At 45.4% G+C, this 19,736-nt stretch carries 17 protein-coding genes; 11 read left to right on the top strand and 6 right to left on the bottom strand.

Annotation, left to right across the window (positions count from 1 at the left end; all coding sequences use genetic code 11):
- Window positions 1-17: 17 nt before the first annotated feature.
- A complete protein-coding gene (locus A142_RS17700) occupies window positions 18-1,205 on the bottom strand; it encodes an MFS transporter (RefSeq protein ID WP_029405761.1) in 1,188 nt (395 codons plus the stop codon).
- Between the two features lie 281 nt (window positions 1,206-1,486).
- Here A142_RS17700 and A142_RS17695 point away from each other — a divergent pair, with 281 nt between their 5' ends.
- Window positions 1,487-2,368, top strand: coding sequence for a LysR family transcriptional regulator (locus A142_RS17695; RefSeq protein ID WP_019827078.1), 882 nt, complete (start codon window positions 1,487-1,489; stop codon window positions 2,366-2,368).
- A gap of 120 nt (window positions 2,369-2,488) precedes the next feature.
- Here A142_RS17695 and A142_RS17690 read toward each other — a convergent pair whose 3' ends face one another.
- Complete coding sequence (locus A142_RS17690) at window positions 2,489-2,779, bottom strand: putative quinol monooxygenase (protein ID WP_017062386.1); 291 nt, start codon at window positions 2,777-2,779, stop codon at window positions 2,489-2,491.
- A gap of 487 nt (window positions 2,780-3,266) precedes the next feature.
- Window positions 3,267-3,833 (bottom strand): dihydrofolate reductase family protein, encoded by a 567-nt coding sequence (locus tag A142_RS17685; protein WP_019827071.1) that lies wholly within the window; start codon window positions 3,831-3,833, stop codon window positions 3,267-3,269.
- 60 nt (window positions 3,834-3,893) lie between these two features.
- On the opposite strand from A142_RS17685, the gene A142_RS17680 reads away from it, so the two are divergent.
- A complete protein-coding gene (locus A142_RS17680) occupies window positions 3,894-4,463 on the top strand; it encodes a TetR/AcrR family transcriptional regulator (protein ID WP_019827069.1) in 570 nt (189 codons plus the stop codon).
- A 207-nt stretch (window positions 4,464-4,670) separates the two neighbouring features.
- A complete protein-coding gene (locus A142_RS17675) occupies window positions 4,671-6,200 on the top strand; it encodes a phospholipase D family protein (RefSeq protein ID WP_019827067.1) in 1,530 nt (509 codons plus the stop codon).
- 118 nt (window positions 6,201-6,318) lie between these two features.
- Here A142_RS17675 and nfsA read toward each other — a convergent pair whose 3' ends face one another.
- The 3 genes from nfsA to A142_RS17660 all read right to left on the bottom strand — a co-directional run bounded on the left by nfsA (window position 6,319) and on the right by A142_RS17660 (window position 9,962).
- Complete coding sequence (nfsA, locus tag A142_RS17670) at window positions 6,319-7,029, bottom strand: oxygen-insensitive NADPH nitroreductase (protein ID WP_029405759.1); 711 nt, start codon at window positions 7,027-7,029, stop codon at window positions 6,319-6,321.
- 231 nt (window positions 7,030-7,260) lie between these two features.
- Window positions 7,261-8,373: an OmpP1/FadL family transporter gene (locus tag A142_RS17665; RefSeq protein WP_019827063.1), complete on the bottom strand. Its 1,113-nt coding sequence runs from the start codon at window positions 8,371-8,373 to the stop codon at window positions 7,261-7,263.
- A gap of 188 nt (window positions 8,374-8,561) precedes the next feature.
- Window positions 8,562-9,962 (bottom strand): DUF1254 domain-containing protein, encoded by a 1,401-nt coding sequence (locus tag A142_RS17660; protein ID WP_019827061.1) that lies wholly within the window; start codon window positions 9,960-9,962, stop codon window positions 8,562-8,564.
- Between the two features lie 242 nt (window positions 9,963-10,204).
- Between A142_RS17660 and A142_RS17655 the strand changes: the two genes are divergently transcribed.
- The 8 genes from A142_RS17655 (at window position 10,205) to A142_RS17620 (ending at window position 19,576) form a co-directional block, all read left to right on the top strand.
- A complete protein-coding gene (locus A142_RS17655) occupies window positions 10,205-11,356 on the top strand; it encodes an anaerobic sulfatase maturase (RefSeq protein ID WP_032545646.1) in 1,152 nt (383 codons plus the stop codon).
- A gap of 17 nt (window positions 11,357-11,373) precedes the next feature.
- A complete protein-coding gene (locus tag A142_RS17650; protein WP_019827058.1) occupies window positions 11,374-12,270 on the top strand; it encodes a LysR family transcriptional regulator in 897 nt (298 codons plus the stop codon).
- A gap of 186 nt (window positions 12,271-12,456) precedes the next feature.
- Window positions 12,457-13,995, top strand: coding sequence for a sulfatase-like hydrolase/transferase (locus tag A142_RS17645; RefSeq protein ID WP_019827057.1), 1,539 nt, complete (start codon window positions 12,457-12,459; stop codon window positions 13,993-13,995).
- A 61-nt stretch (window positions 13,996-14,056) separates the two neighbouring features.
- Window positions 14,057-14,734, top strand: a complete 678-nt coding sequence (locus tag A142_RS17640) for a hypothetical protein (protein ID WP_019827056.1) — start codon at window positions 14,057-14,059, stop codon at window positions 14,732-14,734.
- A 14-nt stretch (window positions 14,735-14,748) separates the two neighbouring features.
- Window positions 14,749-16,161: a DUF1254 domain-containing protein gene (locus tag A142_RS17635; RefSeq protein WP_019827055.1), complete on the top strand. Its 1,413-nt coding sequence runs from the start codon at window positions 14,749-14,751 to the stop codon at window positions 16,159-16,161.
- A 178-nt stretch (window positions 16,162-16,339) separates the two neighbouring features.
- The gene (locus tag A142_RS17630; protein WP_019827054.1) at window positions 16,340-17,584 is read left to right on the top strand and encodes an NADH:flavin oxidoreductase/NADH oxidase family protein; all 1,245 of its coding nucleotides are present in this window, start codon (window positions 16,340-16,342) and stop codon (window positions 17,582-17,584) included.
- Between the two features lie 151 nt (window positions 17,585-17,735).
- Entirely contained in the window at window positions 17,736-18,719 is a 984-nt protein-coding gene (locus tag A142_RS17625) for an HAD family hydrolase (RefSeq protein ID WP_019827053.1), read from the top strand.
- 161 nt (window positions 18,720-18,880) lie between these two features.
- Complete coding sequence (locus tag A142_RS17620) at window positions 18,881-19,576, top strand: aspartate/glutamate racemase family protein (RefSeq protein ID WP_019827052.1); 696 nt, start codon at window positions 18,881-18,883, stop codon at window positions 19,574-19,576.
- Window positions 19,577-19,736: the final 160 nt, after the last annotated feature.

The raw sequence follows: 19,736 nt of genomic DNA, 5'->3' as shown, positions 1-19,736 counted from the left end.
ATACTAGATACTAGATACTAGATACTAGATGGAACTGCTTGTTGTGTTTGCTTCTTATCTAACGCACCACTGAATCGAGTCAGAATAAGAGCGATCAAAACAATCACAGCACCTACCCAAGGGGTGTTCATTAATCCAGATTTCGCGACAATCAAACCACCACCCCAGGAGCCCAATGCAATACCTACGTTGAAGGCTGCAATGTTCAACCCAGAAGCGACATCGACTGCGTCTGGTGTGTATTTCTCAGCCAGTTTCACAACATACACTTGTAGCCCCGGAACGTTGCCGAATGCGAATGCACCCCAAACCAAAATGGTAGCAACAGCTGCGTAAGGGTTTACTGCGGTAAAGTTGAATACCACCAGTACTGCGGCTAAACCAGAGAAGATAACGGTCAGTGCTTTGATTGGGCCCATCTTGTCGGCCATTTTGCCGCCCCAGATGTTACCTACTGCCACTGACACACCGTAAACCAACATGATTAAGCTGATTGAGCTCGAATCAAATCCTGATACATTTTCCAGTATTGGAGCAAGGAAAGTAAACGCTGTGAATGTGCCTCCATAACCTAGTGCTGTGATGGCGTAAACCAACAGCAAGCGTGGTTGAGTTAGAACCTTTAGTTGTGCCGAAATCTTCGCCGCTGGTGGTTGCTTAAGGTTGCTTGGAACCAAGATAGCGCTACCGATAAGAGCAATAAGACCAAGCAGAGCAACGATCAAGAAGGTCGCTTGCCATCCAAAGGTTTGGCCGATATAAGTGCCCAGTGGTACTCCAGTTACCAATGCAACCGTTAAACCCGTAAACATGATCGCAATGGCACTGGCTGCTTTATCTTTTGAAACCAAACCTGTCGCGATGGTCGATCCAATCGAGAAGAACACGCCATGGGCGAGGCCGGTCAAAATTCGTGCGGCGATCAGCGTGTTATAGCCTGGAGCTTGCCACGCCAATAAGTTACCAATGACAAACAATGCCATCACGGTTAGCAATACCGCTTTACGATTCCACTTTCCGGTTAATGCCGTTAATACTGGTGCGCCAATAGCAACGCCAAGTGCGTATAAACTGACTAATAGGCCTGCCGATGGCAGAGATACATTCAAGTCGCTCGCCATGGTAGGAATCAAGCCTACGATGACAAATTCTGTGGTTCCGATGGCAAAGGCGCTGAGCGTCAATGCAAGTAATGCTAATGGCATAATCATCTCTCTTACTGTTCTTTGTTAAATACCGAGCGCGATAAAATGGGGCAGCTTGCGACTGCAATAGGAGCGCTTCGTTTGATGGCGAGGATTATCTAGCAATATATATTTGTGATAAATGATGCTATTAACAAATAACCTTTGTTAAATATGCAATAATTGAAGAGTTAACCGATCATTGGATTAAGCTGATGAGATCGAAAAGACACAGATGATTTGAGCTGTGATGAGCACAAGCGAGATGACATTAAACAAAATGAAGATAGCGAAGGAGCCTCATGTTAACCCGTTCAGATGATTTAGAAATGGTACTCACCGTTGTCGATGCTGGTGGTTTTTCTGCGGCGGCAGAGGCGTTGGATGTGCAGGTCGCCAAGGTATCTCGTTCGGTGAGTAAGGTTGAGTCGCAACTCGGTGTCTCAATATTCAACCGAACAACGAGACGCGTGGAATTGACGGAGGAAGGGCGGCAGTTTGTCGATTCAGTCAGGGTGGGATTACAGATGATCCAGAGCGCGGAAGAAGAAATCGTGTCGCGCGGTGAGTTGCCAAAAGGTCGTTTAAGAGTCGATGCCGCCAGTCCATTCGTATTTCACCAGTTAGTGCCGTTGGTGCAGTCATTCAAAGAGGCTTACCCAGACATTGAATTGGAACTCACTTCCAACGAAGGCTTCGTTGATCTTCTGGAAAAGAGAACTGATGTTGCGATTCGAATCGGTAAGCTGTCCGATTCAACACTGCACGCTCGCCCGTTAGGCAAAAGCTTACTCCATATTGTGGCGTCACCTGATTATCTCGCTAAGCGTGGGCTACCCACCAAACCTGAAGATTTGAGCTCGCATCAAATTGTGGGATTTGCGGGTAACAAAGTGCTTAACCATTGGCCTTTACCAAACCAAAGTGATGTCGCGCCGACTGTGACAGCCAGCAATGGTGAAACGGTGCGTCAACTGGTATTAGCTGGAAATGGGATAGCTTGTTTATCGGGGTTTATGGTGCAGGAAGATATGGCTGCGGGTCGGCTAATCCCTATTCTGGAACAAGACAAACTTGCCAACACAGACCGAGAGCGAGTGAATGCGGTTTACTACAAGTCGTCATCGGTCTCTAAACGTATCTCGGCGTTTATTGACTTTATTCAGCCCCGTTTGAAGCTCTAACTAAGGCAGACTGACGATATCCGCTTAAATGAAAAAGCTCCGCTGACGTGCAGCGGGGCTTTGAAATCGAATTCGATAGCTTGTCAGTGTGATTTCTAGTAACAGACTATGAAACTGTACTTAAGCGATCTTAGTCATCTCGTTAAGTGTAAATGACGTAACACTGCCTTCGGTAGCTGCCATGTATTCAGCAAGGTGAGTATTACCCATGTGTGTTTGCCAAAGTTCACGAGACGTCCAGTTTTCGTAGAAAGTGAAATGTGCTGGGTTTTCATTATCTTGGTGAAGGTCGTAGTTGATGCAACCTTCTTCAGCGCGAGTAATATCAATCAGCTTTAGCAGCTCTGCTTTAACCAATTCAATTTTGTCTTCGTTAGCGACGATGTTTGCGACGATAGTTAGTTGCGTCATGTTCGTACCTATATTATTTTTCACCGAAATGGTGATTTGTCTGTGTATACAGCGCCACTCTTTGTTCATTGAGCTGCAGTCTGTGTCGATGGATAAATAATAGTAGGAATATTTGAAACGATAAACAGTGCTACATTTGAATTATTTTCAAAAAATAATTGATAATAACTTAGGAATTATGTGCTACTCGGCGTAGGTAAAGAGTGTTTAAAAACCGCCCGCCCACGCATCAAAATCGTCAATGTTATCGAGCTCTTCCTTGGTAATGAACTGAACCGTCAGTTTGTCTCCTGATTCTTCCAGAATTTCTAAAAACTGTTCACCAGTGCGATCGACTAAAAGCTTTATAAGACCTAGATACCATTAAGAATGAGATACGATAAATGGTACTACTTTAGTGGAGTTTTTAGTAGGGGCTATAAAGGTTATGCAGCGTGAACACTGTTTTCAGTGTTGATCGTTACATTCCCTTTATATGGAGATTAGTTTAACGCTTACGTAAATAATGAGTAGTTACGATTTGATCAAGGTAAGTCGTGACACCTTTCAGTGTAAAGCTGAGAGGAGAGACTAAGTCACCAAATAATGGAGAACCACCACCAAGAACGATCGGAATCGTCGAGATGATCAGCTCATCAATCAAGTCTTCTTTCAGGAAGTTTTGAATGGTAACACCGCCATCAATATACAGATTGTTAAGGCCTTTGCTGTTTAGGTCTCCGACGATCTGAGTGAGCTCACCCTTTATCAAGAACACTTTACCTTCGAGTTCCTTAGGTACTTCCGTCAACGTGTTACTCAATACATAAACAGGCTTTGTGTAAGGCCAATCAATACCGAAGCTCAACACCATATCCATTGTATTTCGGCCCATTACCAAAGCATCAATACGATCGATATGGGCGTTGTACCCCATGTCATCACCCTCTGGGTTTGGAATTGCTTGTAGCCAATCTAGACCACCTTTTTTGTCTGCAATAAAACCATCAAGACTAGTACCGATAAAGACAATATTTGACATTGTTAACTCCGAAATTGAACTGGAACTTGGCATTTACGTTGTATTAAATTAAAATATTCTACAGTGTAGAAATTAAGTTTAAGAGGTGGTGTTATGACTGTCAAGGATCAAAAGCGAGGTCGACCAAAGAGTGGATCAAGCCAACTAAGTGCAGAAAAGATCTTAGATACGGCAAAGAGCATGATGCGGGAACGTGGTAAAGTGCCGAGTATCAGAGGGTTAGCCACAGAGCTCGGCGTCGATGCGATGGCGATATACCATTACTTCAAAAACAAAAATGATCTATTGGAGTCGATCACTGTTTCATTAGTAGGTGAAGTGGCACTGCCTGAGCATAACCAAGTGTGGCAAGAGAACCTTTATCAGCTTAGCGTGAGCTACCTGTCGGTGTTGAACGACTACCGTGGGCTATTAGAAACTTTGCTGACGATGAAATCGCTTGGGCCTGTCGAGGTGTTTGGTGAGCGCTTTGCCGCGGTAGTGAATCCGCTGAATATCACATCAGAACAAACCGAAGATGCGCTTCATTTACTGGTGGACTATTTACACGGTTATGCACTTGCATTGAACTGTAACCCAGACAGAACAGAGATTACGGTTGATATGGTGAGAAAGCCGCTAGCTCTCTATTGTTTGGCTATCGAGCAATTGAAATCATCGTGATCTTGTAGCAAAGATTGATGTGTAAATTGGGGACTTTGGTGCTCTGTTCCCTACGATGAAGTCGCTAAGTTTTGCTTATACTGGATAATTACCTATAAATCTCAGGCTTTAGCAGTAATAATCAATGAATAGCCCTGAACAGCTTGTGAGTCGCAAAGCTGTCGGGAGAGTTTCTAAAGACGTTATCGTGAAAAGGAAGTCAGACACATGCCTGTGCTCCAACGCATCAGCTTAACCTTATTATTCGTCGCTATTCTTGGCGGCTGTTCTTCGCTACCTGAAGGCATCGACCATCCCGCAGAACCTTACCCCTCTTATGGACCAAGCACTTTATCGGTTTTAGCGGACGAATATCAACCCGTATCAGAGCAAGCGACTAGCGCTGTTCGTTTACAAGAATCCGGTTGGGATGCTTTAGCGCAGCGATTGGCATTAGTTGAAAGTGCAGAGCACACCATTGATATTCAATACTACATTTGGAACTCTGACGAATCGGGCAGATACCTAGCCAGCCGTTTATTAGCAGCGGCTGATCGCGGCGTTAAGGTGCGGGTGATGCTAGATGATATCAACCTCAATGAGCGCGAAGGGTTATTATCGGCATTGGATGCACACCCGAATGTTGAGATTAGAATATTCAATCCAACACCTACACGCCGTGGCTTCAGTAAATGGCTAAGTTTCCTTGGCGACTTCTCTCGCTTAAACCGCCGTATGCACAATAAGTCGTTTACCGTAGATGGCACTTTGTCTGTAGTTGGCGGGCGTAATATTGGTGATGAATACTTCGACCTTTCTGATGAAATCAATTTCCGAGACCGCGATGTATTAGTCATGGGCTCGGTAGTTAACACCATCCAAACCAGTTTTGTTGAATACTGGAGCAGTCGTTGGTCTTACCCTGTCGATATGTTGGGTGATGACGAACAACCTGATCTCTCGACGATTGATGATATAACCGTTCCACAATACAAAAACTATCCAGAGTTACCACTAAATCGTGAAGCGGCAGATAGCCTGTTGAAAGAGGTTCTTGACGAGATGACTTGGGTTAATGCTCGTTTTGCTTACGATCGTCCTGTGCCCGTCGATTCCGATAATACTGATCAACCGAAAGCGACCGCGGTTCTGTTAGGACAGCTAGCAAGTGAATCGAAACAAGAGATCTTGTTGGAATCGGCTTACCTTGTATTCGATGACGGCCAGCTTGAAGAGTGGCAGGTATTGAACAATAAGGGCGTTGAAATAAAAGCGCTAACTAACTCTATGGCGTCTAATGATTTGGTGACTAATCACTCTGCCTATGCGGGCAGACGTTACGACATGTTAGATCATGGCATCGACCTGTTTGAGCTAAAACCAGACTCCAAGTTGTGTGAAGCATCGACTCAAGATGTGTCCAAATGTGCGCCCGAGACGGCCTATGGCTTGCATGCTAAATCTGTCGTATTTGACCGCAGCATCGCGAGTATTGGTTCATTTAACTTCAACTTGCGCTCTACTTATCTCAATACTGAATCGGTTTTGATCATCGAGAATAAAGAGATTGCTGAAACGTTAGCTGAAACCATTGAACAAGCGATGAATGAAGACAACAGCTGGCGTTTGGAACTCGAAGACGGAGACGTGTATTGGTATTCAGGTGAACAAAGTTGGGACAGCGAACCAGAAACCGGTAAGTGGGAACGAATGCAGTCAGGCTTCCTTCAGTTGTTACCGATTGAGAAATACTTGTAAGATATTTACACCATAGAAATGAAAAATGTCAGCGTATCGAACGCTGACATTTTTGTTTGTGATGACGAAAACGGAGTCCTCTCATCGAATATCTTTCGTCTTCAGAGAGATTCTAGATCTATCGCTTGGTCAGCTGCTTACTGTTCAAGTAAGGCAGAATGTGCGGTCGAGATTCGCCAGACAGCTTCTGCGTGATCTGTTGTGACCAACTGCTCTGCTTCTGATTGCTTGAACGGTTTGCATAGTAGCTTTGCATTGAATCATCGTAGCTAGCAATTTCATCTAGGCTCAGTGGCTGATATTGGTTTTCATGCATCACCACGTGAGCAGGAAGGCGAGGCTTAACCTCAGGTTGTTGTGCCGGGTGACCTAAACACATGCCAAACAACACGGCGGTGTGTTGTGGTAGTGCTAACAGTTCATCGACTTGTTGTGCGCTGTTACGCAGCCCGCCAATGTACACGCCACCCAGACCTAGAGACTCAGCAGCCAGCATGCAGTTTTGCGCCATGATGCCAGAGTCTACCGCGCCAATCAGGGTCAGTTCAGTAAAGTCAGTTTTCACTTCAGGGTTGATTTGAGCGTGACGTTGATAGTCGATACAGAACACCAAAAACTCAGCCGCGTTCTCAACGTAAGCTTGATTGCCAGCGTATTCGGCTAACAGTTTGCGCTTCTCTTTGTCGGTCACTCTCACGATAGAAACAGCCTGCAGTAAACTGGATGATGACGCGGCAAGACCGGCCTGAATAATCACATCAAGTTGTGCTTTTTCAATCGGTTGATTTGTATATTGACGAATGGAGCGGTGCCCCAGAATAGTTTCAATCGTGCTGTTCTAACTCTCAGCCAGTCCTTGTGATGATGACGTAGAGAATCACAATAACGACTATTACCATGAGCGTAAAGGGTGTTAGGGCCTTTCTGGTTAGCGGAATGATATTCATAAATTTAAAAGGATTGCTCTCACAGACAATCCTTTTTTGTACCGTTTCCTGCTAGAAGCTAGAAGCTAGAAGCTAGAAGCTAGAAGCTAAAATGGAGCGCTTAAGAGTTCGCTTTAATGGCGAAGAGACAAAGTGATGAAGTGAACTCTGTTGGTCGAATAGCTGCCAGAAGGCTGAAATAGTCCTGAATCCGCATTAATTTCACCATGGCCTAGATCTTGGTATTGGTAGCTCAACCCTAGATGTAAGTCATTGGATATCTTCTTCTCAGCGCCGAATCCGATACGCCACTGTTTATCGAGCGGGAGCAACACATCCCTGTTTTGACTGCTTACAGGGCTCGTGTCACCGCTCAGTCCGCTGTACAGCAACCAATCCTCATAGGCGTATTCCACACCAACCCCAAGAGAGTAGGTGGTTGAGTATTTGTCATCATAATCTTGCCAAGTCTCCATGTTGGAGCTGAGTAGAAGGTTTAAATCTTCATTTAATGAATGCTTCAACCCTAAGTTTAAGCTTCGAACCCACGTCAATTCAGAGCTAATTCCAAAAGCGTTGGCGTTATCAAGGGAAAGGTCGTGATCAAATTGGCCCTGATAACTGACACCCAATTGTGTGTTGTCACTGATGTGGTGATTGAGACTCAGGCCGAACCCTAGATCAAGGCTATCCCCTTGAAGTTCGCGACCGTTCAAAGCTTGAGTTTCAAGCGCAGCGTGCTGCAATATCAAAGAACCACCAAGAGACAGTTGTTCGCTAACTTGATACGACAATGAGGACGTTAAGTTGAGTGCGGAAATGCTATTTTCTTTGATCAATAAAGCAGGGTGCGCGCCAACGCCGTGTGAGTATTCAACGCCAGTGCCGCCTGCTGCGTGCAATGCTGCGCCAACGACCCATTGGTCATTAAGCCTTGATGCGTAAGACAAGTGAGGGAGAACATCGGCGCCGCTTCCTGTGGTCGAAGCCGAGTTGTCATCACGAACAAAAGTGGTTTCAACATCGAGGTATTGAACGCCGAGAATCCAAGCGCTTTCTTCAATGGCCGATAACCCTGCAGCGTTGGTGATCACTGCTGATGCATCGTTCGCGGTTACGTTTCCTGCGCCGGCCGTACCAACGCTTTTGGTTGTCGCAATCTGAGATAGGTTTAACCCTCCCGCGTGAGCAAGAGAGCTGACTATCCCTGTTACCAACAGGGACAGTGTGATGAAATGTGCTTTCAAGAGTAAAACCTCATTTTCAGTGTATGAGTTATGTTTCCAGTAATTTGGGTGATGTTTCTAGCCGTTCGAGCCATGCTCTTAGAGAGAGAAGTCATTGCCACGAGCGAACACTAAGAACGCCGTGGCAATTGACTTGATCGACTTCATTGCCTTAGTTGGATTAATCGACGTAATTAACCTAATTGAGGCTAGAGCTTTTCAACTTGTGGCAGTGGATATTCATTGTCGAGAACGGCTTGAGTTGGCTCATACAGGCGCATGTGAAGATAGAAGTCATCTTGAGGTGCTGGTAGCCAGTTACACGTTGGATCGGACGGTTTTACGTATTGAATACATATTGGCAAGGTGCCGTCTTCTGCGTATTTCAGTTCATCTTTACGATTGGTTGAGATGGAGTAGCGTTGAATGAAGTTTTCAACCATGAATAGGTTTTTAGCGTCATACATGGTCAACGACCAAAAGGCATCAGCGGGTGCATCGGCAGGCATGGTCATTCGATATTGATTGTCTCCCGACAGTTGCTCGCCATTCGAGTCCGTGTATCGATTTGGATAAAGAGCTCGCTCTGGCACATTCAAACCAGCCGCACGCATATTGATGCTCGCTCGGCTCAGGTAGTCATTTCCGTAGCGGCCTCCCTCGTACATCATCGACCAGCCATTATTGACATCACCGATGCTTCGACCTGCGTATTGAATGATCTGTTGCGAAGAGTCAATCGCGCGCATTAGCCCTTTTTTCTGTGCTGAAGTTAGCGCGTCCGGGTCAAAGGGAGTCGCTCCTCCAATACCAATTTGTTGGAACTGATCAACGATGGCAGCATCTTCTGGAATCGGATTTTTACGTAACTCATGGTCAATTAGCGAATACCACTCTAATCCTTCAGGTCTCGCCATGGGTGGTATACGACCTGTCGAAGCTTTGAGTTCTACGATGTCATGCGCTGCGCCGAGTTGATCGAGTGGGTAGCTGAGGAATTTATCGTGAGTAACCAGTGCGTCATTGAGATCTTGCTCGCCAAACACGCCCGTTCGTTGAATCAACCAAACCATAGGTGTGCGAGATTCTACGACGCGATCAATTCCCTCTGGCACTTCACCAGCCCATCCTTTGTTAACCAAAAGTACTTTGGATCCTTGGTCGCCGACATTCTTCACGTGCAGATCTTCAATCGAATCCGAGTAAGCATCCAATAACTGAACAATGTAATAGCGGTTATCGGTGCGAGGAATATCAATCACCATCGGGCCCGACAAATCGAGATCGTAGTGAGCTTGTGAGTAGAGCGTATCGTTGTTGACAGTAGGCACAATTCTATCCTGAGGCCCAGATAGAACACGTGTCTTACCCATCTCATTCAATGGTGCCATGGCGTTGTCCATCGGCGCGTCAACCGATGTGGTTGTTTGCCTAACCGCCGCCACGGTTAATGGACCCGTACCGTAGATAAACGCTTGAACACCTAAGTTGTAAGCGAGCTCTTCTTCAGGATTAATAGATTGTTGGGCAAGGGATGGCATCGCGATAATACTGGACAAAGAACACACTAAACTGGTCAGTACACTTTTCTTATAGAGCAGCTTTCTCATGGAACACCTTAGATCGTAGGAACAGAGTTAGGCATTTATCATATGAGTAAGTGAGATTAAGGAGTGTAATAGCCGATATTAAGGATGTTAATACGCTATTTTTGTTATTTAACTCATTGCTTTGTTTGATGTTTTTTTGAAGTAGAAAGGCGCTTGTATAGCGTGTGTTAATAGGGCGACTGAGGCGCTATTGTTTGATTGATTTGCGGTTGATATGTTGACAAAAAAGTACGGGAATCAATATGAATACATCAACTCATCCTTTTAGCTTATTCATTAAAGCCGAAGGGGCTCAGTGCAATCTGGATTGTAGCTACTGCTATTACCTCAATAGACAAGATGGCGACAAAAGGTCTTCGATGTCTCTGGACATGATGGAGCAAATTGTCGGTGCTCATATCGACGCGCAGCCAATGAAAGATCAGCAAGTGGACTTTATCTGGCATGGTGGCGAGCCTATGTTAAGAGGGCTCGATTTCTATGAAACAGCGATGAAAGTACAGGCACGCAAAGCGACGCAAAAGCGCGTCGTGAATACGATGCAGACCAATGGAACCATGATTAACGATCGTTGGGCGAGTTTCTTTGCTAAACACAATTTCATGATGGGCATCAGTATCGACGGGCCCAATATTCTGAATGACATCGCTCGGATCGACAAAAATGGCGAGTCGTCTTTTGAACGCACAATGCGTGGGGTGTCTTACCTTAAGAAGCACAATGTTGATTTTAATACGTTAACGGTCGTGAACAATAAAACCTACAAATACGGTAAAACGATTTATCAGTTTTTGGTTGAAAATGGCAGTGGTTACATGCAGTTTCAACCTTGTATCGATCATGAGTTAGACAGACGAACAGGGCATGATTGGTCGTTAACGGGAGAGCAATGGGGGCAATTTCTTTGCGACTTGTTTGATGCATGGAGCGCCAATGATGTCGGTAAAGTGTATATCCAGTTTTTTGAAAACTGTTTAATGGTGTTGATGGGTTACCAAAGCCAAATGTGCCATCACAGCGCGACTTGTGGGCAGCAATTAATGGTTGAGCATGACGGCAATGTTTATAGTTGTGACCATTATGGGTATCAAGATCATCAATTGGGCACCATGAACAGTGATAAGCTTGCGACTATGGCGAGCTCGCCAGAACAAATAGCGTTTGGCACCAACAAATATGATGAGTTAAACAGCACTTGTCGACGTTGTGATTTTGTTGAGCTTTGCCAAGGTGGCTGCCCTAAGAATAGAATAGCAACAACCGAAGATGGCAGCGCGATGAATCATTTGTGCCAAGGGTATGAGATGTTTTTTCGTCACGCATTACCCAAATTATTGCCAATGGTAGAAGCGATGAAAAAAGGGTATTCGCCAGCGTATTTTCCACTTTTCTAAATCAATTGGAGTCGGGCATGACCAGAGATCTAAACTTACTGCGGCTTATTTTGGTGCTCAATGAAACTCGCCAAACGGTAAGCGCAGCAAAAGCCTTAAACGTAAGTCAGCCGACGATCAGTGTCATGCTTCGTAAGCTCAGAGAACAATTTGATGATGAATTGTTTGTTAGAGATAAAGCAAGGCTTGAACCCACCCCAAAATGCTTGAAGCTCATCGAAACCTTGCCTCTGTTATTAGAGCAGCTAGATAACCTTTACATACCCAATGATGAGTGGGGCTTGGAAGATTTAAGAGGGGAGGTTCAAATCATGTTGCCTTCTCCATTGTTGATTCCAGTGGGTGTGCCATTAATCAAAAAGCTCACCAAAGAAGCACCGCAAGTCACTTTCCAATGTTCACCTTGGTTAGGCAATGGCGTCCAGTCTCTAGAGACCAATCGCATGTGCTGGGGAGTGAGTTATCTTCCTATGGAAGTCAATAAAACGCTGACTGAGCGGCCTGTTGGCTTTGATAAGTTTATGCTGGTGCTAAGGGCTGATCACCCAGTTCAAGGCAATGCCCTTGAAGATATTCTGAAGTACCCGCTCTGTATCAATATGATCCCTGGTTACATTCAGCCATCAAAGACTGAAATGTTAATCAAAAAATACGACCTAGATAAACACATCGGGCTCAGAAGCAACAATATGAATTTGATGCTAGAGATTGTTAAGGACAGCGACTTCATCTATGTGACATCGTCGAAATGTCGTTATTTACTTGATGATTCTTATCGCTGTATCGATTTACCGCCGGAACTGTTGAAAGACACGTATCGTCGAGAATTGGCACTGTTTACTCATCAAGCAAACCGCAATAACCCGTTCACCGATTGGCTGCAGAAAGAAATCACATCGATCATTCAGTCTTAGCTTCACGGCATTATTTCCTCTAAATAACGCCCTTTTCTAACAAGCCACTATTAAGAATCGTAATAGTGGCTATCAAGCTATTTTTAGCGTCTTTCTTATACCATTTATTTCAACAACGGTTCGCTGAGATAGACACAATTTCCCATGTGACTTCAGCGATTTACTCATAGTCAATGAGGGTTATAAATGTATAAGTCTTTTGTTAAATCCGCTCTGGCGCTCTCTGTGCTGGCGAGCGTTAATGTACATGCAGCGAGCCAACCCAATGTGGTTGCCATCATGCTCGATGATGTGAGCCCAACCGATCTCTCAGCCTACCACCGTGGCTTAGGGGCGGTGGATACGCCGAACATTGACCGAATTGCTGATCGCGGCATGATGATCAGTGATTACTATGCACAAGGCAGCTCGACTGCAGGGCGCTCTGCCTTTATCACGGGGCAATATCCATTCCGAACGGGCTTAACGTCTGTTGGCCAGCCGGGCTCATCCCTTGGCCTTCAAAAAGAAGATCCAACCCTAGCTGAAATGTTGAAGGACAAAGGCTATGCGACTGTCCACGTCGGTAAAAGCCACTTAGGCGACAACAATAGCCACCTTCCAACTGTGCACGGCTTTGATGAGTTCTTCGGTTTCCTTTATCACCTCAACGTGATGGAAATGCCAGAGCAGCCAGAGTTTCCTAAAGATCCGAATTTCAGAAGTCGCCCTCGTAATGTGCTTCACACTGTGGCAACTGAGACGGTGGATATGAAAGAAGATCCAAGGTTTGGTGTTGTCGGTAAACAGACCATTGAAGACAAAGGCACGCTCGGTGCGAAGCGTATGCAGACAATCGATGGCGAGTTCCTAGACTTTGCTATGAAATGGCTTGATAAGCATGAAGCTGAGAAAGACGAACAGCCTTACTTCATGTGGTACAACCCAACGCGCATGCACCAAAAAACGCACGTTCGCCCGGTGTACCAAGGCGCGAGCCAAATCAATATCTATTACGATGGCTTGATCGAACTTGATGACCAAATCGGTGTGTTGCTCGATAAGCTTGAAGACTTGGGCGAAATTGACAACACCATCATTCTCTTTACGTCTGACAATGGCGTAAACCTAGATCACTGGCCGGACTCTGGCTCTGCCTCATTCAGAGGACAAAAGGGTACGACTTGGGATGGCGGATTCCGTGTACCAATGCTGGTTAGCTGGCCAGATAAAATTCCTCAAGGTGAATACACCGATGGCTTCATGACATCTGAAGACTGGGTACCAACCATCATGGCTGCTGTGGGTGACACCGAGCTTAAGCAAGACCTGCTGAAGGGTAAAGAGCTTAATGGTCAACAGTACCAAGCTCACCTTGATGGCTACAACCAACTGGATATGTTGACCAAAGGCGAGCCAAGCCAGCGTCATGAATTCTTCTTCTACAACGAACAAGACCTGAATGCGTTCCGTGTTGATGATTGGAAAGTGCACCTAAAAACCAAGACAGAGTGGATTGCACCACCAGAAGCATGGCCACTGGGTATGTTGGTGAACATCAAAGCCGACCCGTATGAGCGTAGCCCTGATACCCGTGGTTGGTTCCTATGGATGAAAGAGAAATCTTGGGTATTACCAAAGCTGCAAAAAGCGGCGGCGGAGTATCAAAAATCTCTAAAAGCGTTTCCACCAAGACAAAAAGCAGGTGGTATAGGTATGGCAGACAAGTCAGTCGCTACTGACTAATGCCAAATACGACTAATACAAGGTGCGCCGTAACAAGCGCACTTTACTACCGGACAACAATATGAAGAAACCGTTACGTCTGCTCGCGGGCATTTTCTCCTCTTTTACACTTTCTATCTTTGCGCTCATCCCCTTTGCTTTTTCTGCTTCCGCTCAAGAAGAACACGTCAGTGATATTGCTGATCCAATGGCCGTTTATACGGGAGGTGAACTTACCGCGGGCAATAAAGGGCTTGGGGCTACTTTCCAATTTGGTGTGAATCGTGGCGATTGGGGTGTGTTGGGTAAGCTAGAAGGGAAAAATAACTTTGAAAACTATCGCGCTCGCTTTTTTACCCCTAACAAACGCACAGGCACGGGGTTATTTGTTGATGCTGGGCACGACTTTTCCAATGACGAATTCACCTCCAATTATGCTTCGGCAGGTGTGATGCAGGTGTTTGAGTTGAGCGATAAAGTGAAACTCTACAGCGCGCTCACCTACGGAAAAATATGGGAAGAGAATCAACAGTTCGAAGACACACAAATCATTAGCAGCACCAACTATCTGAAATACGAATTTGCCCCGCAATTCTACCTACAGCTCGCACCTCAGTACGTTTATGGACTAGACGGTGAGCACACTCGCGAGTTTTCGACTGAAATGCAGCTCGGTTATCGAGTGAATGATGACAATGTCATTATTTTGAGTGGCGATACGGATAACAACACATGGATGACCTTCCGCACTCGCTTCTAACTAGGATCAACAAGATGAACAAAAATAGACTTATTAAAGCGTTAGCATGTGCTTTTCTTGTCACACTGCCAACTTATGCGTTAGCGAATCAAACAGAGCTACCAACCGATAGTGCTTTTGAGATAACGCGCGACACCTTACCTGTTGAGATGGCGAGCCTAGCTTGGCTAGAACAAGATAATGAGCAGCTCGCGCAACTGGCCTATGAATACGCTTATTCGATTGATGAGGCGTACAAGTACTTTTATCAGACGGTAATTAAAGAAGAGTATCCACTGAACCGTTTTCAGAACATTCGAATTCTGGCAGATGATACCTACACTGCTCACCCAACAATCAATAACGATACTCTGCATCTAATGGGTTGGATGGATCTTGGCGCTGAGCCTGTGATCATCACCATCCCAGATCACGATGAAGATCGATACTGGCTTTTCCACACTATGAACATGCAACACTTCACCGACTCTGCATTTGGTTCACCGCAACGCGGCACAAAAGGCGGCAGTTTCATGTATGCAGTTGAAGGATGGAAAGGTGAAGTCCCTACGAGTGTCGACCAAGTCATCTATGTCGAGCATCCGCTAGTCAAGATGATGGGTCGAATCATGGACCTTGGCGGTGACGATTCTGCAACTGCTCAAAAGTTAATGGATCAATGGAATATTAGGACGTTGTCGGAATACTTAGGTCAGAAAGGGCCAAAACCGCTTGAGCGTGAGTATCCAGATCCAGAGAACTCGAACTGGGTAGAGCGTACTAACTTCATTTTGTCAGAAGGCACGATGAAGCATCACGACCAAAGACTGCTACAACAGTTCGGCCAGCTTGGTTTAGGTAACGAAGACTATATCTTTAACGATGAACAGTTGAAACTGATTGAGTTAGGCGAGAAGAAAGGCGCGGCAAGGATCAAGAATGCAGGGTTCGATGATTCGCGTGATGTGCTCGGCACTCGTGAGGAGATGACCAAAGTCGCAAGCTATCAACATGCCTACGGTACCCTGATGGGGCAATGGGGACTGCCTGCTAAACACACGATGTACAGTGGTGACTTTTTTGATAGCGAAGGCGCAGCGCTAGACGGCGGTAAGTATGATTACACCGTGACTTTCGTTGCTCCACCGATTGAAGATGGCGGATTCTGGTCATACACGGCTTACAGTGGCAAGACTCGTCTGATGGAGAAAAACGATTTAAACCGTCATTCTCGCGGAGACAGAACGCTAACGCCGAATGCAGACGGAAGTTACACCATTTACATGAGTAGCGATGTTAAAGGGCATGAAGATGAGCCTAACTTCTTACCCATTCCCGATCATCAATGGTATTCAGTGTTACGTATGTACACGCCCGGCGAAGAGGTCATCACAGATAAATGGAAATCGACACCGTTTACCACGGTCGAAAAATCCACAATTCAGTGATTACTTAAATCGCTTGATTTAGGTTTTGTTTATATTCGATTAATGCCAGCTGTTATGCAGCTGGCTTTTTAGTATTGAGCGAAACTTGCCACGAAAGAGGTACTAAATGCTCAGAAATGTCGAATAAAGTAGGGCATACTAAACCCAACATATAGAACAAAAGAAAGTAACCACGCGTATGAATTCGATTTGTATAAACGACTCTTTTTCTCTCCCTAATGGTCAAGTGATCAAAAACCGACTGTTTAAATCGGCAATGAGTGAACAGCTTGGCGATAAGCACCATAACCCTAAGCAAGGTTTGGTCACTCTCTATCAGCGCTGGGCTCAAGGAGGGATTGGTCTGTCTATGACTGGGAACGTGATGATCGATAGAGGTGCGCTTGGTGAACCTAAAAATGTTGTATTAGATGAGCACAGTGACTTAAGCGTATTTCGTGAGTGGGCGAAGGCTGGAACACAAAATGGTTCTCAGATATGGATGCAATTGAATCATCCAGGCAAGCAAATCCCCAAGTTCTTGTGTGATAGCCCGGTTGCCCCTTCGGCTATCTCTTTAGAGCGTGGATTAGAAAAAGGCTTCAATACGCCACGAGCTTTGACTGAGACGGAAATCATCGTAATCATTGATAAATTCGCACTGAGCGCAAAGCTTGCAAAACAAGCGGGTTTTACTGGTGTGCAGATTCACGGGGCTCATGGTTATCTTGTGAGTCAGTTTTTGTCTTCAAGACACAATCAACGTAAAGACAAGTGGGGTGGCTCGCTCGAAAATAGACTTCGTTTCGTACTTGAAGTTTATCGCGCGATTCGGATAGAAGTTGGTGACGATTTCCCTGTCGGAATTAAGCTCAATAGTGCCGACTTTATGAAAGGTGGCTTCACTGAAGAAGAATCGATGCAGGTTGTACAAACACTGAGTGATAACGGCATCGACCTCATTGAGATCTCCGGCGGCACTTATGAAAGCCCATCAATGATGGGGTCAAAGAACAAAGGCGAACCCATCAAGGCTAGCACCGTAAAACGTGAAGCGTATTTTATGGATTACATGGTTAAGGCGAGAAAACTCGTCAGCACTCCGCTGGTGGTCACGGGTGGTTTTCGAACCGCACAAGCAATGAATGAAGCCTTAAACACTTCGGCAACCGATTTTATTGGTATTGCGCGAACAATGGCGGTTGATCCTGATTTCCCCAACAAGTTAATTGAAAACCCTAGCCACGGCATGCCGCTAACTGTGCCAACTACAGGTAAACCAGCATTAGACAAGATGGCGATGTTTGGGCTGGTTTGGTATGAACATCAGATGTGGCGTATCGCCTCTGGCAAAAATGCCGACCCAAAATTAAGCGCATTAAGCGTGGTATTAAAAACAATTTTCAGCGCTGGCTGGCACGCTTTCAAAAAGCGCAGAGCGTAAGCCGTAACGAACTAAAAAGCAGAACTTTGAGGCCCTAATCTAACGACAACATAAACATTGGTTATAGTGCCCATAAGTGGAAAATCAGAATAGACCAACTAGGATGAATTGAATTAAACCCCACAAATAATTCAACAACATGGTAGTTGCTATGAAGAAAATAACCCTTTTGTCCTTTGCGATTTTATCTAGTCTCTCGTTCTCATCTTTTGCTAAAGATTGTGACCCCAATTTGCTGCCCTCTTGGAAAGATAGCGAGAGCAAATCCGCTATCGTCGACTTTGTTGGGCAAGCCACCAAAGCGCAATCTGATACGTTCGTAGCGGTTCAAGATCGCATTGCCGTATTTGATAACGACGGTACGCTTTGGTCGGAAAAGCCTTACTACTTCCAATTGGCATTTGCGTTGGACCGTGTAAAAGAGATGGCGCCAGAGCACCCGGAATGGAAAACAGAAGCACCGTTTAAGTTTGTGCTTGAAGATGATATTGAGAGCGTTTTGGGCAGCGGTGAAGAAGGGTTATTGAAAATCATCATGGCGACACATTCTGGTATGACTGTTGAACAATACCAGCAAGACGTTGAGCAATGGCTAGCGGCAGCAAAAGACGAGCGCTTCAATAAAGCCTACACAGACCTTACTTATCAGCCAATGAAAGAGATGCTGACCTACCTGCAAGAGAATGACTTTAAGACTTACATTGTGTCGGGCGGAGGCGTTGATTTCATGAGAGCGTGGGCTCCGCAAGCTTACAACATTCCTACAGAACAGATCATCGGCAGCGCGCTTAAATACAAGTACAGCTACAACGATGGCAAACCGACTGTTACCAAAGATTCGTCCATTTTGACCATTGATGACAAAACCGGAAAGGTCACCAATATTCAACACATTATCGGTAAGAAGCCGATTTTAGCGGTCGGTAACTCAGACGGTGACCAAGCTATGATGCAATGGGCAACGAGCCAACCCAACTCAATGGCGATGATTGTTCATCACACTGATGCTGAGCGCGAGTGGCAGTACGATCGTGAGTCTCACGTTGGCAAGCTTGATAAAGCGCTAGATGAGGCGAATTCCAGAGAGGATTGGACACTGATAGACATGAAATCAGATTGGTGCGAGGTGTACTAACGCCTAGCTTACCCTTAGTCAAAACAACAAAAGCTCGGATTTTTATTCGAGCTTTTTTGCGAAATAGCGAAGGCTTCGTCTCATTTTAAGCAAGAACGTACTATAAATTTTCAACGCATGGCGCTTTAATCGGGATAGTCAGAAATTGAAGGAATAGAAAAATGAAAACGATCGGATTGCTTGGTGGCATGAGTTGGGAGTCGACAGTGAGTTACTACAAGTCCATCAACGAGGGCGTTAAAGCGACCCTTGGTGGGCTCAATTCTGCAAAGGTTTGTATGTACAGCGTGAACTTCGATGAGATAGAAAAGCTTCAACATCAAGGTCGTTGGGCGGAGACTGCAGATATCTTATCGGACGCGGCTTTGTCGGTAGAGAAGGGCGGCGCTGATTTCATTCTGATTTGTACCAATACCATGCATAAGGTCGTTCCTGAGATCGAAGAGAAGATCACGATTCCTATCTTGCACATCGCTGATACCACAGCGCAGAAGCTGCTTGAACAGGGAGTGAAGAAAGTCGGATTACTCGGCACGGCTTTCACGATGGAACAAAATTTCTATAAAGGACGCCTGACTAACAAATTCGGTATCGATGTTGTAATCCCGGATGAGGATGACCGAGAGAAAGTGCACAACATCATTTACCAAGAGTTGTGTCGAGGCCAAGTAAAAGAAGCCTCTCGAGATGTATATCGTCAAATTATTGATAAGTTAACTCACCAAGGTGCAGAGGCTGTGATTCTGGGATGCACTGAAATCGCCCTGCTGATTCAGCAACAACACACTGATGTTCCCCTGTTTGATACCACAGCAATTCATGCAGAAGCGGCAGTGCGTTTGGCAACGAGTGACTAGCTTATAGCGACTCATTTTTTAAATCCTCGTCATGGCTCCACAGCTGTTCTTCTTTTACTTTGTGCGATTTTGATTCAGTTGAGTGAAAGTTTTTTGCACGAAGACAGGTCGTTAATTAATGAAGCGGTGCCTTTTTCATTAACCAAGGCTTTATCGGCAG

Origin of the sequence: Vibrio splendidus 12E03 (assembly GCF_000272105.2) — a bacterium.
GTDB lineage: Bacteria > Pseudomonadota > Gammaproteobacteria > Enterobacterales > Vibrionaceae > Vibrio > Vibrio splendidus_I.
This window is presented reverse-complemented; position numbering and strand designations above follow the sequence as displayed.

What these genes read in the sequence shown, in the direction of transcription:
- A142_RS17630 (WP_019827054.1), top strand. Translation starts at nt 16,340, where the DNA reads ATGAATTCGATTTGTATAAACGACTCTTTTTCTCTCCCTAATGGTCAA.
- A142_RS17620 (WP_019827052.1), top strand. Translation starts at nt 18,881, where the DNA reads ATGAAAACGATCGGATTGCTTGGTGGCATGAGTTGGGAGTCGACAGTG.
- A142_RS17625 (WP_019827053.1), top strand. Translation starts at nt 17,736, where the DNA reads ATGAAGAAAATAACCCTTTTGTCCTTTGCGATTTTATCTAGTCTCTCG.
- A142_RS17645 (WP_019827057.1), top strand. Translation starts at nt 12,457, where the DNA reads ATGTATAAGTCTTTTGTTAAATCCGCTCTGGCGCTCTCTGTGCTGGCG.
- A142_RS17635 (WP_019827055.1), top strand. Translation starts at nt 14,749, where the DNA reads ATGAACAAAAATAGACTTATTAAAGCGTTAGCATGTGCTTTTCTTGTC.
- A142_RS17640 (WP_019827056.1), top strand. Translation starts at nt 14,057, where the DNA reads ATGAAGAAACCGTTACGTCTGCTCGCGGGCATTTTCTCCTCTTTTACA.
- A142_RS17675 (WP_019827067.1), top strand. Translation starts at nt 4,671, where the DNA reads ATGCCTGTGCTCCAACGCATCAGCTTAACCTTATTATTCGTCGCTATT.
- A142_RS17650 (WP_019827058.1), top strand. Translation starts at nt 11,374, where the DNA reads ATGACCAGAGATCTAAACTTACTGCGGCTTATTTTGGTGCTCAATGAA.
- A142_RS17655 (WP_032545646.1), top strand. Translation starts at nt 10,205, where the DNA reads ATGAATACATCAACTCATCCTTTTAGCTTATTCATTAAAGCCGAAGGG.
- A142_RS17700 (WP_029405761.1), bottom strand. Translation starts at nt 1,205, where the DNA reads ATGCCATTAGCATTACTTGCATTGACGCTCAGCGCCTTTGCCATCGGA.
- A142_RS17660 (WP_019827061.1), bottom strand. Translation starts at nt 9,962, where the DNA reads ATGAGAAAGCTGCTCTATAAGAAAAGTGTACTGACCAGTTTAGTGTGT.
- A142_RS17685 (WP_019827071.1), bottom strand. Translation starts at nt 3,833, where the DNA reads ATGCCAAGTTCCAGTTCAATTTCGGAGTTAACAATGTCAAATATTGTC.
- A142_RS17695 (WP_019827078.1), top strand. Translation starts at nt 1,487, where the DNA reads ATGTTAACCCGTTCAGATGATTTAGAAATGGTACTCACCGTTGTCGAT.
- A142_RS17690 (WP_017062386.1), bottom strand. Translation starts at nt 2,779, where the DNA reads ATGACGCAACTAACTATCGTCGCAAACATCGTCGCTAACGAAGACAAA.
- A142_RS17680 (WP_019827069.1), top strand. Translation starts at nt 3,894, where the DNA reads ATGACTGTCAAGGATCAAAAGCGAGGTCGACCAAAGAGTGGATCAAGC.